This is a genomic window from Enterobacter cloacae complex sp. 2022EL-00788 (assembly GCF_026627565.1).
GTDB classification, from domain to species: Bacteria; Pseudomonadota; Gammaproteobacteria; order Enterobacterales; family Enterobacteriaceae; genus Enterobacter; species Enterobacter pasteurii.
Window position 1 is genome coordinate 40,607 of sequence record NZ_JAPNMC010000008.1, and the last position, 14,027, is coordinate 54,633.

General features: G+C 61.6%; 14 protein-coding genes. 10 read left to right on the forward strand and 4 right to left on the reverse strand.

The annotated features are described in order from the left end of the window. Positions 1–3: 3 nt before the first annotated feature. The 4 genes from OWK27_RS14015 to hycA form a co-directional block, all read right to left on the reverse strand. Complete coding sequence (locus tag OWK27_RS14015) at positions 4–927, reverse strand: respiratory chain complex I subunit 1 family protein (protein WP_176609629.1); 924 nt, start codon at positions 925–927, stop codon at positions 4–6. Between the two features lies 1 nt (position 928). After that, entirely contained in the window at positions 929–2,743 is a 1,815-nt protein-coding gene (hycC, locus tag OWK27_RS14020) for a formate hydrogenlyase subunit 3 (RefSeq protein WP_267590615.1), read from the reverse strand. Next, the gene (locus OWK27_RS14025; RefSeq protein WP_267590616.1) at positions 2,740–3,348 is read right to left on the reverse strand and encodes a 4Fe-4S dicluster domain-containing protein; all 609 of its coding nucleotides are present in this window, start codon (positions 3,346–3,348) and stop codon (positions 2,740–2,742) included. Before OWK27_RS14025 ends, hycC begins: the two co-directional genes overlap by 4 nt. Positions 3,349–3,419: 71 nt before the next feature. After that, positions 3,420–3,884: a formate hydrogenlyase regulator HycA gene (gene hycA / locus OWK27_RS14030; protein WP_148421286.1), complete on the reverse strand. Its 465-nt coding sequence runs from the start codon at positions 3,882–3,884 to the stop codon at positions 3,420–3,422. Between the two features lie 210 nt (positions 3,885–4,094). On the opposite strand from hycA, the gene hypA reads away from it, so the two are divergent. The 10 genes from hypA (at position 4,095) to OWK27_RS14080 (ending at position 14,023) form a co-directional block, all read left to right on the forward strand. Further along, positions 4,095–4,445: a hydrogenase maturation nickel metallochaperone HypA gene (gene hypA, locus OWK27_RS14035; RefSeq protein WP_148421284.1), complete on the forward strand. Its 351-nt coding sequence runs from the start codon at positions 4,095–4,097 to the stop codon at positions 4,443–4,445. A gap of 3 nt (positions 4,446–4,448) precedes the next feature. Continuing rightward, positions 4,449–5,312: a hydrogenase nickel incorporation protein HypB gene (gene hypB / locus OWK27_RS14040; RefSeq protein WP_267590617.1), complete on the forward strand. Its 864-nt coding sequence runs from the start codon at positions 4,449–4,451 to the stop codon at positions 5,310–5,312. Beyond that, positions 5,303–5,575, forward strand: coding sequence for a HypC/HybG/HupF family hydrogenase formation chaperone (locus OWK27_RS14045; RefSeq protein ID WP_148421280.1), 273 nt, complete (start codon positions 5,303–5,305; stop codon positions 5,573–5,575). The genes hypB and OWK27_RS14045 overlap by 10 nt, the downstream gene beginning before the upstream one ends. Positions 5,576–5,578: 3 nt before the next feature. Then, positions 5,579–6,700, forward strand: coding sequence for a hydrogenase formation protein HypD (gene hypD, locus OWK27_RS14050; RefSeq protein ID WP_267590618.1), 1,122 nt, complete (start codon positions 5,579–5,581; stop codon positions 6,698–6,700). Beyond that, positions 6,697–7,707, forward strand: a complete 1,011-nt coding sequence (gene hypE / locus OWK27_RS14055) for a hydrogenase expression/formation protein HypE (protein ID WP_242171156.1) — start codon at positions 6,697–6,699, stop codon at positions 7,705–7,707. Before hypD ends, hypE begins: the two co-directional genes overlap by 4 nt. Positions 7,708–7,769: 62 nt before the next feature. Then, positions 7,770–9,842, forward strand: coding sequence for a formate hydrogenlyase transcriptional activator FlhA (flhA, locus tag OWK27_RS14060; protein ID WP_176609624.1), 2,073 nt, complete (start codon positions 7,770–7,772; stop codon positions 9,840–9,842). A 149-nt stretch (positions 9,843–9,991) separates the two neighbouring features. Further along, positions 9,992–10,990 carry an ABC transporter substrate-binding protein gene (locus tag OWK27_RS14065; RefSeq protein WP_242171152.1) on the forward strand — a complete coding sequence of 333 codons (999 nt, stop codon included), beginning with the start codon at positions 9,992–9,994 and terminating at the stop codon, positions 10,988–10,990. Next, positions 10,990–12,027 (forward strand): FecCD family ABC transporter permease, encoded by a 1,038-nt coding sequence (locus tag OWK27_RS14070; protein ID WP_148421270.1) that lies wholly within the window; start codon positions 10,990–10,992, stop codon positions 12,025–12,027. Before OWK27_RS14065 ends, OWK27_RS14070 begins: the two co-directional genes overlap by 1 nt. Further along, on the forward strand, positions 12,027–12,788 hold the full coding sequence (locus OWK27_RS14075; RefSeq protein ID WP_267590619.1) for an ABC transporter ATP-binding protein: 762 nt from the start codon (positions 12,027–12,029) through the stop codon (positions 12,786–12,788). The genes OWK27_RS14070 and OWK27_RS14075 overlap by 1 nt, the downstream gene beginning before the upstream one ends. 14 nt (positions 12,789–12,802) lie before the next feature. Then, positions 12,803–14,023, forward strand: a complete 1,221-nt coding sequence (locus OWK27_RS14080) for an MDR family MFS transporter (RefSeq protein WP_420712970.1) — start codon at positions 12,803–12,805, stop codon at positions 14,021–14,023. Positions 14,024–14,027: the final 4 nt, after the last annotated feature.

Below are 14,027 nucleotides of genomic sequence, written 5' to 3' on the forward strand. Positions count from 1 at the left end.
TAATCACGCCACCAGCAAGGAGACGAACGCTAAAAATGCAAAACCAAAACCGGCCCAGGTGATGCGCGAGGTCGCGACAAAGCGCAGGCGCGCCATGCTGTTTTCAAACAGGGCAATCACCAGCACGCCGATAAGCAGCTTGAGTGCGGCAACCACCACGGCCAGGATCAGGCCACCTGCGGAGAAATGCGTCATCTGCCCCCACGGGAAAAAGACGCCGAGGAACATCTGCAATACCACCAGCTGCTTGAGGCTGATGCCCCACTTGAGCACCGCAAAGCCGTAGCCGCTGTACTCGGTGAGCGGCCCTTCCTGTAGCTCCTGCTCCGCCTCCGCGAGATCGAACGGCAGCTTGCCCATCTCGATAAAGGTGGCGAACGCGCAGGCGCACAGTGCCAGCACCAGCGGAACGGATCGGTCCACCGGCCAGTGGTAAACGGTATGGGTGATAAAGCTGATGTGGGTTGAGCCAGCAACCTGCGCGGCGACCCACAGCCCCAATAGCAGGATCGGCTCAACCAGCACGCCGAGCATTGCCTCGCGGCTGGCGCCGATGCCCGTAAACGGGCTCCCGGTGTCCAGGCCCGCAATCGCAAAGAAGAAGCGGGCGATGGCGAAGAGGTAAATCAGCGTAATCAGATCCCCGAGCGCCGGCAGCGGCGAGCCTACCGTGACCACCGGCAGCGCGGTGGCGATGGTCAGCATCACGCCCACCATCACGAACGGCGTCAGGCGGAAGACCCAGCCTGCGGCGTCCGGCGCCACGCTCTGGCGGGAGAGCAGCTTAAAGAGATCGCGGTACTCCTGGAGCACGCCAGGCCCGCGACGGTTGTGCATCCGGGCTCGCGCCACGCGGCTCACCCCGGAAAGCAGCGGCGCAGCGGCGAACAGCACCAGCGCCTGAAGTAATGCCAGTAACAGACTCATGTCAGGCTCCTCGGGAAATCACAATCACCACCAGCACCGCCAGCTCGATCAGCGCCAGACGGCGGAACAGCACGGGCACGGCGGCATTCTGCCAGCCCGGCACCCGGCCCTGCGGGTTAAGCCAGTGGCGCAGCTTCAGAACGGCGGCAAAGTTCTCCTTCACCGGCATGGCGAAACCGTGAGCGGTGATGACCATCGACTGCTCGTGTTCGTAACCGCAGGCCCACGCCGCGCCGCGCGAGCGGGAGGCGAGACGGTCGCGTTTGAAGAACAGCATCAGGACAAATGGCAGCAGCGGTGCGGCAACCAGCAGCAGCGCCATCATCGGCTGGGAGACGCTGGTATGCGCCGTCGCCAGCGGCAGCGGAATGGCGTGGCCCAGCAGCGGCAGCAGCCACGGCGCGGCAACCCCGCCCGCAATGCAGCACAGCGCCAGCGCCACCACGCTGGTGGCCATCAGCACCGGCGCGCAGCAGGCGTTTTCCGCTTCGCGGGTGCGCGGCGCGCCGAGGAAGGTGACGCCGTAGACCTTCGCCACGCACATCACCGCCAGCGCGCCGGTAATCGCCAGGCCAACCGCCAGCAGCGGCCCCAGCAGGCGGCCGATAAACGCGTCGCTCTGGCCAAGCGCGAAGAACGACTGGTAAATCACCCACTCCCCGGCAAAGCCGTTCAGCGGCGGCAGCGCGGCCATCGACATCAGCCCGACCAGCATCGCAAGCGAAATGACGGGCATTTTTTTGCCGATGCCGCCGAGCTTTTCGATATCGCGATGGCCGGTGCGGAACCAGACGCTGCCCGCCCCGAGGAACAGGGTGCTTTTAAACAGGCTGTGGTTGATGAGGTGATACAGACCGCCAATAAATCCGGCGGCAATCAGCGCCGGCTGGCCGAGCGCCAGCCCGGTGACGCCCGCGCCCAGCCCCAGCAGGATGATGCCGATATTCTCCAGGGTGTGGTACGCCAGCAGGCGCTGAATGTTGTGCTCCATCAGCGCGTACAGCCCGCCGACAAACGCGGTAACCATGCCCGCAATCAGCAGCACCACGCCCCACCACAGCGGCGGCAGGCCGCCGGTGAGCGTGATGGTCAGCATGCCGAACAGGCCGACCTTCATCACCACGGTGGAGAACAGCGCCGCGGCCGGCGCAGAGGCGCTGGCGTGCGCCTGCGGCACCCAGCCGTGCAGGGGGATGATCCCGGCGAGCAGGCCGAAGCCCGCCACGCCGAGCAGCCAGACGTCGTTCCCCAGCGGCTGGCCGTTAAGCGCGGCAAAATCCAGGGTGCCGAAACGCTGCCACACCAGCCAGCAGGCCACGGCCAGCAGCAGCGTGCCGAGGCGGCCGAGCGCAAACCACAGCTTGCCGGAGGCGCTGCATCCGGTCAGGAACACGCCGCACAGCGCCATGATCTCCGCCATCACCACCAGCGCGCCGAGGTTGCTGGCGATAACGGTGCAGACCGCCGCCGCCATCAGCAGGTTTACCAGCAGGCCGTTCACTCTGGTGTGCTGATGACGGTGCCAGTCAATATTAAACAGGCTGATAAACAGCCCGCACAGGCCAAAGGTCACCAGCCAGACGGCGTTCAGCGGCGTAAGCTGAACGGCATGGCGAACGAGCGGAATCACGGCTTCGGCGGTCTGACCGCCGAGTAACACCACCGCGCCCGCCGCCAGCGTCATCAGGCTGCCCGCCGCCCCGCCGATACCGGCGATCCAGCCGCTCAGGGTTTTATGGAAAGAGAACAGTAACGCCAGCACCGCAGCAGCGGTGAAGTACGCCACGGCGCTGTTAATCATGAATATCGCGTTCATTTCGCCCCCTCGTTAAGCGCCCGCAGCAGCGACAGATCGCCGACGTCGGTATTAATGGTCAGCTCGCGCTTGCGCCTGCTGGTGCGGGCAATATCGCGAATGTTGACCAGAATGAGCGCCTTCGTCGGGCAGGTCTGCACGCAGGCCGGACCCTGCTCATCGAAGCTGCACAGGTCGCACTTCACCGCAACGGCCCGCACGCCCGGGACCCAGTCGAGCAGCGTGCTCACCCGTGCCGGAGCCGGTGGCGCAGGCGGCGCTTTCGGGGTATTGGCGTTCGCCGGAATGTGGAGCGGACGGCTGCCGGAAAATTCAATGGCGCCGAACGGGCAGGCGATGGCGCACAGCTTGCAGCTTACGCACAGGCTTTCGTTCAGCTGCACCGCGCCATCGACGCGGGTGATGGCGTTTACCGGACAGACGCCCGCGCACGGGGCATCTTCACAGTGGTGACAGAGCTGCGGGGCAGACTCTTTCTCATTACGCATGACGCGCAGGCGCGGCATGGACTGCAGCCCGTGCTGGCGGTGCGTTTCCGAACACGCCGCCTCACAGGTTCGACAGCCAATACAGACCGTCGAGTCAGCAATTACAAAACGGTTCACCGGGTCATCCTCTGGTGATGGTCATTTTTGACGAAAAAGCTGTCTTATCGACACTTCTCGACACTCGCTTTTCAGGCCACGTTCGCCGCGGATTTTCCGTCGATCAGCTGTTTCAGGTTGATCGGCAAATCATGCTCAACGGCGTGATAGAGGCCGTTGTAAACCGGCGCGATCTTCTCCAGATAGTGCTCCAGCACCTGCTGGCGATCGCGGTTGCTGACGTGACCGTCCACCATGCCGTCCGCCATCAGCTGCGCCCGGGCGATGCAGTGCCTGTCGCCCTCTTTCGTCTCAACGTAGTACTCAATCGTGTGGCTGTTGAAGATGTCAGCCAGGGTGACGTAAATCGTAAAGTGACCGAATAACACGAAGCGCATGTCTCCCTGTGCCGCGCAGCTCATGGCGTGGTGCAGATGGGCCTTCGACAGCGTGATCCCCTGGACCAGTGAATTGCAGTACAGGTGCCACTGCTCCTGAAGCTGCTGATGACGTTGCGCGATGTAATCCGCTTTTTCGCTAATTTCCCAAATAGTCATAAAAGGTATCCGGTTAATGGAGATAGCGGCTGTAAAGCAGATTCCGTGCCAGTTTTTATTTTATTGATTTATATAAGTTTTATTTACAAGGACGCTGTCACTGCCGCCGTGTCGACGTGTCATTTCGACAGCGTTGACATCGTCACGCCGTAACGGAAATCAAGCTGGCACCGTTATTGCATTGAACGGGCAATTCATTAAGGAGGCGTCATGCACGAAATCACCCTCTGCCAGCGGGCACTCGAACTTATCGAACAGCAGGCGGTACTGAACCACGCGAAGCGCGTGACCGGCGTCTGGCTGAAGGTCGGCGCGTTTTCCTGCGTTGAGACCAGCGCCCTGACCTTCTGTTTTGAACTGGTGTGCCGCGGCACGCTGGCAGAAGGCTGCGAGCTGCATATCGACGAGCAGCAGGCGGAGTGCTGGTGCGAGAAGTGCCAACAGTACGTCACGCTGCTGTCTTCGAAGGTGCAGCGCTGCCCGCAGTGCCAGAGCGCCGGGCTACGCATCGTGGCGGATGACGGGATGCAGATCCAACGCCTCGAAATCGAGAAGGAGTAATGTATGTGTAGTACCTGCGGTTGCGCCGAAGGCAACCTGTATATAGAAGGGGATGAACATCGTCCTCACTCCGCGTTTCGCTCCGCCCCCTTTTCCCCTGCCCCGCGCCCTGCGGCGCCCCTGACCGGTATTACCTTTGCGCCGCAGCGTTCCGCCGCGGGCGACCTGCACTACGGCCGCGGCGAAGCGGGCACTCACGCACCGGGCATGAGCCAGCGCCAGATGCTGGAGGTAGAGATCGACGTGCTGGACAAAAATAACCGGCTCGCCGCCCGCAACCGCGCGCGCTTTGCCGCGCGCAAACAGCTGGTGCTGAACCTGGTCTCCAGCCCCGGCTCCGGTAAAACGACCCTGCTGACCGAAACCCTCAGGCGCCTGAACGAACGTGTCTCCTGCGCGGTGATTGAAGGCGATCAGCAAACCGTTAATGACGCGGCGCGCATCCGCGAAACCGGCACCCCGGCGATTCAGGTTAACACCGGCAAAGGCTGCCATCTGGACGCGCAGATGATTGCCGACGCCGCCCCGCGCCTGCCGCTGGCGGATAGCGGCATCCTGTTTATTGAAAACGTCGGTAACCTGGTGTGCCCGGCAAGCTTCGATCTCGGCGAACGGCACAAAGTGGCGGTACTCTCCGTTACCGAAGGGGAGGACAAGCCGCTGAAGTACCCGCACATGTTCGCCGCCGCCTCCGTCATGCTGCTGAACAAGGTCGACCTGCTGCCGTACCTGAATTTTGACGTGGATACCTGTCTGGCCTACGCGCGGGAGGTAAATCCGGACATTCATATCCTGCTGGTCTCCGCCACGCGCGGCGACGGGATGGACGCCTGGCTGGACTGGCTGGAGAGTGAACGATGTGCATAGGCGTACCCGGACAAATCCATTCCATTGACGGGAATCAGGCCAAAGTGGAGGTCTGCGGCATCCTGCGCGACGTGGATCTGACGCTGGTGGGCAGCCACGATGAAGCGGGGGCCTCGCGCCTCGGCCAGTGGGTGCTGGTGCACGTGGGGTTTGCCATGAGCGTAATTAATGAAGCAGAAGCCCGCGACACGCTGGATGCCCTGCAGAATATGTTCGACGTCGAGCCGGACGTGGGCGCCCTGCTGTACGGCGAGGAGCGCTAGCATATGCGTTACGTTGATGAATACCGTTCGCCGGAGCAGGTGCTACAGCTAATCGAGCGCCTGAAAGCGCGCGCGGCGCTGCTGGACTACACCCAGGAGAGGCCGCTGCGGATCATGGAGGTGTGCGGCGGACACACGCACGCCATCTTTAAATTTGGCCTCGACCAGCTGCTGCCGGAGAATATCGAGTTTATCCACGGCCCCGGCTGCCCGGTGTGCGTTCTGCCGATGGGCCGCATCGACAGCTGTATCGACATCGCCAGCCGGCCAGGCGTGATTTTTTGCACCTTTGGCGACGCCATGCGGGTACCGGGGAAAAATGGCTCGCTGCTCCAGGCGAAGGCGCGCGGCGCGGACGTGCGGATCGTCTACTCACCGATGGATGCCCTGACGCTTGCCATGAATAACCCCGACCGCAAGGTCGTCTTCTTCGGGCTGGGTTTTGAAACCACCATGCCCGCCACCGCCATCACCCTTCAGCAGGCGAAGGCCCGCCGCGTCGCTAACTTTTTCTTTTTCTGTCAGCACATCACCCTCATCCCCACGCTGCGCAGCCTGCTGGAGGCGCCGGATAACGGCATTGACGCGTTTCTGGCCCCGGGCCACGTCAGCATGGTGATTGGCACAGAAGCCTACGGTTTTATCGCCGAACGGTACAATCGTCCGTTAGTGGTGGCTGGTTTCGAACCGCTTGATCTACTGCAAGGCGTGACCATGCTGGTTGAGCAGAAAATAGCAGCCCTGAGCGCGGTAGAAAATCAGTATCGCCGCGTGGTGCCCGATGCGGGAAATATACGGGCGCAGCGGGCAATAGCCGACGCGTTTAGCGTTGAGGGCGACAGCGAGTGGCGCGGGCTGGGGCTGATTGCCAACTCCGGCGTGCGCCTGACGCCCGCGTATCACGCCTTTGATGCCGAAACGCACTTCCGCCCGCGGCCGCAGCAGGTGTGTGACGATCCCCGCGCCCGCTGCGGCGACGTGCTCACCGGCAGGTGCAAACCTCATCACTGCCCGTTATTCGGCAACGCCTGTAACCCGCAAACCGCGTTTGGCGCGCTGATGGTCTCCTCCGAAGGGGCATGCGCCGCGTGGTATCAATATCGCAACCAGGAGTGTGAAGCATGAACACGGTGGAAATGGCGCACGGAAGCGGTGGACAGGCGATGCAGCAGCTGATTAACCGGCTGTTCATGGAAGCCTTTAATAACCCCTGGCTCGCCGAGCAGGAGGATCAGGCGCGCATCGCGCTCTCAACGCTCACCGCCCAGGGCGACCGGCTGGCGTTCTCCACCGACAGCTACGTGATTGATCCGCTCTTCTTCCCGGGCGGCGATATCGGCAAGCTCGCCGTCTGCGGCACGGCCAACGACGTGGCCGTCAGCGGGGCGATCCCCCGCTACCTCTCCTGCGGGTTTATCCTCGAAGAAGGTCTGGCGATGGAGACGCTCGCGGCGGTGGTGAACAGCATGGCGCACACCGCCCGCGAGGCGGGTATCGCCATCGTCACCGGGGATACCAAGGTAGTGCAGCGCGGCGCGGCTGATAAGCTGTTCATCAACACCGCCGGAATGGGGGCGATCCCCGCCGACGTTCACTGGGGCGCGCAACGGCTCAGCGCGGGCGACGTGCTGCTGGTGACCGGCACGCTGGGCTGTCACGGCGCGACGATCCTTAACCTGCGCGAAGGCCTGGGGCTGGACGGCGAGCTGTGCAGCGACTGCGCGGTACTCACGCAGCTGATCCAGACGCTGCGTACCGTTCCCGGCGTGAAAGCGCTGCGCGATGCCACCCGCGGCGGCGTGAATGCCGTGGTGCATGAGTTTGCCGCCAGCAGTGGCTGTGGTATTGAGCTTAACGAGCGCAGCCTGCCCGTCAGGCCTGCCGTTCGCGGCCTGTGCGAACTGCTGGGGCTCGACCCGCTGAACTTTGCCAACGAGGGCAAGCTGCTGATCGGCGTGGAGCGCCAGGCTGCCGAAGCCGTGCTGGAGAAGCTGCGTGCGCATCCTTCAGGGAAAGAGGCCGCCATCATAGGTGAAGTGGTTGAGCGCAAAGGGGTGCGCCTGACCGGGCTTTACGGCGTGAAGCGCACGCTGGATCTGCCGCACGCTGAACCGTTACCCCGTATTTGCTAGACCGCATCAATAGCGGTCAGCGCCGAACGTCTCTTTTTGCCAGTTTCTATTGGAAAGCAACAATGCCGTATACACCGATGAGCGATCTTGGACAGCAGGGCCTGTTTGACATCACGCGCACTCTTTTACAACAGCCCGATCTCGGCGCGCTGAGCGATGCCCTGACGCGGCTGGTCAGGCAATCCGCGCTGGCGGACAGCGCCGCCATTGTGCTCTGGCATAGCGCAACCCAGCGCGCGAGCTATTTCTCAACGCGTGATAACGGCAAGGTCTTCGAGTATGAAGATGAAACGTTCCTGGCGCACGGCCCGGTGCGCCGCATCCTCTCCCGCCCGGAAGCCCTGCACTGCAACTTTGACCAGTTCCGCCAGGCCTGGCCTAAGCTTGCAGAGAGCAACCTTTACCACCCGTTCGGCCACTACAGCATGCTGCCGCTGGCGGTGGAGGGGCATATTTTTGGCGGCTGCGAGTTTATCCGCAATACCGACCAGCCCTGGAGCGAGGCGGAGTACGAGCGCCTGCATACCTTTACCCAGATTGTGGCCGTCGTCGCCGAGCAGATCCAAAGCCGCGTTACCAATAACGTGGATTACGACCTGCTGAGCCGCGAGCGCGATAACTTCCGCATTCTGGTGGCGATCACCAATGCCGTTCTGTCGCGGCTCGATATGGATGAGCTGGTCAGCGAGGTCGCCAAAGAGATCCACCACTACTTCAAGATCGACGCCATCAGCATTGCGCTGCGCGGGAACCGTAAAGGCAAGCTCAACATCTACTCCACCCACTACCTCGATGAGGCTAATCCGGCGCACGAGCAGAGCGAGGTGGACGAAGCGGGCACCCTTTCTGAGCGGGTATTCAAAAGCAAAGAGATCCTGCTGCTGAATCTCAGCGAGCAGGATCCGCTGGCGCCGTACGAGCGCATGCTGTTCAACACCTGGGGCAATAAGATCCAGACCCTGTGCCTGCTGCCGCTGATGTCCGGCAACACCATGCTCGGCGTGCTCAAACTGGCGCAGTGCGACGAGGCGGTATTTACCACCGCCAACCTCAAGCTGCTGCGCCAGATTGCCGAGCGTATCTCCATCGCCCTGGATAATGCCCTCGCCTATCAGGAGATCCACCGCCTGAAGGAGCGGCTGGTGGACGAGAACCTGGCGCTGACCGAGCAGCTCAACAACGTGGACAGCGAGTTTGGCGAAATCATCGGGCGCAGCGATGCCATGTACAGCGTGCTCAAGCAGGTGGAGATGGTGGCGCAAAGCGACAGCACGGTGCTGATCCTCGGTGAAACCGGCACCGGGAAAGAGCTGATTGCCCGGGCGATCCACAATCTGAGCAACCGCAACAGCCGCCGGATGGTGAAGATGAACTGCGCGGCGATGCCTGCTGGCTTACTGGAAAGCGACCTGTTCGGCCACGAGCGCGGTGCCTTTACCGGCGCCAGCAGCCAGCGGCTGGGCCGTTTTGAGCTGGCGGATAAAAGCTCTTTGTTCCTCGACGAAGTGGGCGATATGCCGCTGGAGCTCCAGCCCAAGCTGCTGCGCGTCCTGCAGGAGCAGGAGTTTGAGCGTCTGGGCAGCAACAAGCTGATCCAGACCGACGTGCGCCTGATTGCCGCCACCAACCGCGATCTGAAAAAAATGGTCGCAGACCGTGAGTTCAGAAGCGATCTCTACTATCGCCTGAACGTGTTCCCGATCTGCCTGCCGCCGCTGCGCGAGCGCCCCGAAGATATTCCGCTGCTGGTGAAAGCCTTTACCGCGAAGATTGCCCGCCGGATGGGGCGGAATATCGACAGTATCCCTGCCGAAACGCTACGCACCCTCTCGGCGATGGAGTGGCCGGGCAACGTGCGCGAGCTGGAAAACGTCATCGAGCGCGCGGTGCTGCTGACGCGCGGGAACGTGCTTCAGCTGTCCCTGCCGGAGGTTTCTCTTGCGGAAACGACCGTGGCCGCAACCGAGGTTGCGAAGGAGGGAGAGGATGAATATCAGCTCATTTTGCGCGTGCTCAGGGAGACCAACGGCGTGGTGGCCGGGCCGAAAGGCGCGGCGCAACGGCTCGGGCTGAAGCGCACCACCCTGCTCTCGCGCATGAAGCGGCTGGGAATTGATAAAGAGAGCCTCACTTAACCCCTGTCCCGGCGGTGCCTTCCGGCATCGCCTTTTATCACCCTGCGTAATTGTCCCACATTGACACAATATATTTTCCTCTGTATAAAATTCCGCCTTAATAATGCGTTTCATTTGCATCAAACAATTCTTGTGAAGGGTAGCGTTTAATGAAAAAGGTTCTCTGCGCGTTAGGCCTAGCGGTTGCGTCGGTCAGCTCGGCTCTGGCAACGACGTATCCACTGACCATTGAAAACTGCGGCTATAAAGAGACGTTTACCCGCGCGCCCGAGCGCGTCGTGGCCCTGGGGCAGAACACCGTTGAGATTTTGCTGCTGCTGGGTCTGGAAGATAAGGTGAAAGCCAGCGCCTTCTGGCCGACCAAAGTGCTGCCGCAGCTGGCCGGGCAGAACGCCAAAATCAAAACGCTCACCGTTGAAATTCCTACGTTGGAATCCATCCTTGCGCAAAACCCTGACTTTGTACCTGCACAACTACCGCTGCTGCTCGGGCCTGAAAGTAAGGTCGCAAAGCGTGAGGATCTGGCAACCGTTGGGGTAAACAGCTACTTGTCCCCGGGCATGTGCGCCACTAAAAAAGCCGCAGGCGACATGTACGGCAGCCGCCAGAAGCTGTGGGACATGACCTACCTTTATAAAGAGATTGAAGATTTCGCTAAGATTTTCAACGTGGAAGCTCGCGGCCAGGCCGTGATCGCCGACTTTAAAAAGCGTGAGGCGGACCTGCGCCAGGAATTTGGCAAAAACAAAAAAGACCTCTCCTTTGTTTTCTGGTTCTCAAGCTCCTCGCCTTCGGCTGACGCCTATGTAGGCGGTAAAAACAGCGCCTCCGGCTTTATTGCTAACGTGCTGGGCGGCCACAACGCCATTACCTCCGAGACCGAATGGCCGACCGTGGGCTGGGAAAGCATTATTGCCGCTAACCCGGACGTGATTGTGGTTTCAAGCCTCGATCGTAACCGCTGGGCGCTGGACAACGCCGAAGAAAAAATTAAATTCCTGAAAAGCGATCCTGCCGTCAGCCAGCTGGACGCGGTGAAGAAGGGCCACATTGTGGTGATGGACGGCCAGGCCATGAACCCGACGATCCGCACGCTTTACGGCGCCGAGCAGGTCGGTGAACAGCTCAGAAAGCTGGGACTGAACTGATGTCCTCAGCCGTTCTCCAGATGCGGCAGGGCGTGCTCCTGACCACATCATGCCTGCTTGCCGTGGCGCTGCTGTTTCTTGTCATCGCCCTTGGCGTCAGCGTCGGTGAGCTCGCTATCCCGCTGAATAACGTGTTTTACGCCATCGGCAATAAGCTGGGGCTGACCGACGTTCCCCTCAACCGCATCTATGAGAGCGTCATCTGGGACTTTCGCCTCAGCCGCGCGCTGGTGGCCGCGTGCTGCGGGGCCGGGTTAGCCATTTGCGGGGCCGTGCTGCAAAGCCTGCTGAAGAACGCGCTGGCGGAACCTTACGTGCTCGGCGTGTCGGCGGGGGCCTCAACCGGAGCGGTGTCGGTCGTGGTACTGGGTCTTGGCACCGGAGCGGTATCGCTCTCTGCGGGCGCGTTTGCCGGCGCGTTTGCGGCCTTTGCCTTCGTCGCCTTCCTGACCAATGGCGCGCGCGGCGGCAATGAGCGCACCATACTGGCGGGCGTGGCCGCTTCCCAGCTGTTTAACGCCATTACCGCCTATACCATCAGCACCTCTGCCAGCGCGCAGCAGGCGCGCGACGTCATGTTCTGGCTGCTGGGCAGCTTTAGCGGCGTCCGCTGGCCGGAATTCCAGCTGGCGCTGGTGGTCGTGCTGGCGGGTCTTGCCGTCTGCCTTTACTATTCCCGCGCGCTGGACGCCTTTACCTTTGGTGATGATGCCGCCGCCTCGCTGGGCATTGCGGTGCCCTGGGTGCGCCTGGCCTTATTTACCACCACCGCCCTCATCACCGCGACCATCGTCAGCATGGCGGGCTCGATTGGTTTTGTGGGGCTGGTCGTGCCGCACGTCATGCGTTTTCTCTTCGGGCCGCTGCACCGCACGCTGCTGATTGCCAGCGCGCTGGCGGGGGCGATCCTGATGGTGCTGGCCGACATAGCCTCGCGGATGCTGATTGCACCGCAAAGCCTGCCGGTTGGGGTCGTTACCGCGCTGGTTGGCGTACCGTTCTTCGCCGTTATTATCTACCGCTCAAGGAATAAGTAATGAGCATCTGCGCCGACAACATCACCTGGAAGGTAGGTAAAAAGATCATTGTGAATAATGTTTCGCTGACGGTTTCCCGGGGCGAAACGGTGGGTCTGCTTGGTCCTAACGGCTGCGGCAAATCCTCTCTGCTGCGCATTCTGGCGGGCCTGCGTCGCCCGGATGCCGGACGCATCACGCTGGACGGGCAGGACATTGCCCGTATTGCCAAAAAGCAGCTGGCGCGCCGCGTGGCGTTTGTTGAACAGCACGGGATGACCGATGCCAACATGCGCGTGCGTGACGTGGTCAGGCTGGGGCGCATTCCGCACCACTCGCCCTTCTCAAACTGGAGCGCACAGGATGACGAAACCGTCACTGCCGCCCTGCAACGCGTGGATATGCTGGACCGCAGCGAACAGGGCTGGCTAAGCTTATCCGGCGGCGAGCGTCAGCGGGTGCATATCGCCCGCGCGCTGGCGCAAGCGCCAACCGAAATCCTGCTGGATGAACCGACCAACCACCTGGACATTCATCATCAGATACAGCTTATGCATCTCATCAGCGAGCTGCCGGTAACCAGCATCGTGGCCATTCACGATCTCAACCACGCGTCTATGTTTTGCGATTCGCTGATCGTGATGCAGAAAGGGCAAATCGTGGCGACAGGCACCCCGCAAGAGATCTTATCCGAGGAGCTGCTCTGGGACGTCTTCAGAGTCAAAACCAAAATCGAGATCTCCCCTTTCCACGGGAAAAAACACATACATTTCATCGTGTAGGGTGAATTAAAATGATGCCCCTTCGCACTGCCACCACGCTCTGGCCGCCCGTTCTGCTGGGCAGCCAGTTCGTGTTTAACATTGGCTTTTACGCGGTCGTCCCCTTCCTCGCGATCTTCTTGCGTGACGATATGCTGCTCTCCGGCGGGCTGATTGGGCTGGTGCTTGGGCTGCGCACCTTTTCCCAGCAGGGGATGTTTATTGTTGGCGGCGCGCTTTCAGACCGCTTTGGCGCGAAGAGCGTGATCCTCAGCGGCTGCATCGTCCGCGTGGTGGGGTATTTACTGCTGGCCTTTGGGCAATCCCTGTGGCCCATCATTTTGGGGGCCTGTCTGACGGGCGTTGGCGGCGCGCTGTTCTCACCGTCGATAGAGGCCCTGCTGGCAAAAGCGGGAACGCAAAGTGAGGCAAAGGGTAAACGCAGCCGCGCGGAGTGGTTTGCGCTGTTTGCGGTATGTGGGGAACTCGGCGCCGTGCTTGGCCCGGTGATGGGTGCGCTGCTGACGGGGCTGGGTTTCCGCCAGGTTGCGCTCGCGGGGGCGGGAATATTTATCGTTGCGCTCGTGGTGCTCTTTTTCTGCCTGCCCGCGGCGCACCGCAGCACGAAGCCGCTGAAAATTCTGCCCTGGTGGACGACGTTCCGCCAGCCGCGTTTCGTCGCCTTTATCATCGCCTACAGTTCGTGGCTGTTAAGCTATAACCAGCTCTATCTGGCGCTGCCGGTGGAGATCCAGCGCGCCGGCGGGAACGAAAAAGATCTGGGGCCGCTGTTTATGCTGGCCTCGGTGCTGATTATTGTTCTGCAGTTGCCCCTTGCCCGTTTCGCCCGAAAAGTCGGCGCGGTCCGGATCTTACCGGTGGGCTTTTTGCTGCTTTCCGCCTCGTTTGCAAGCGTGGCGCTCTTTGCCGCGACGGAGCCGCCGGAGGGCTGGCTGCGCCTGCTGCCCTCTGCAAGCCTTGTCACGCTGCTGACGCTCGGACAAATGCTGCTGGTGCCGTCGGCTAAAGATTTGATCCCGCGCTTTGCCGAGGAGTCAACGCTTGGAGCGCACTATGGCGCACTCTCAACAGCCGGCGGCATCGCGGTGCTGGTGGGGAATTTAGGTTTAGGCAGCCTGCTGGACAAGGCGCTGGTGCCCTCGACGGAGGCCATTTACCCGTGGCTGCTGCTGGCGGTGTTTCCACTGTGCAGCGCGGTCGCGCTGAGCATGATTTGCCGCCCGCTGCGGCGCTGAAGCG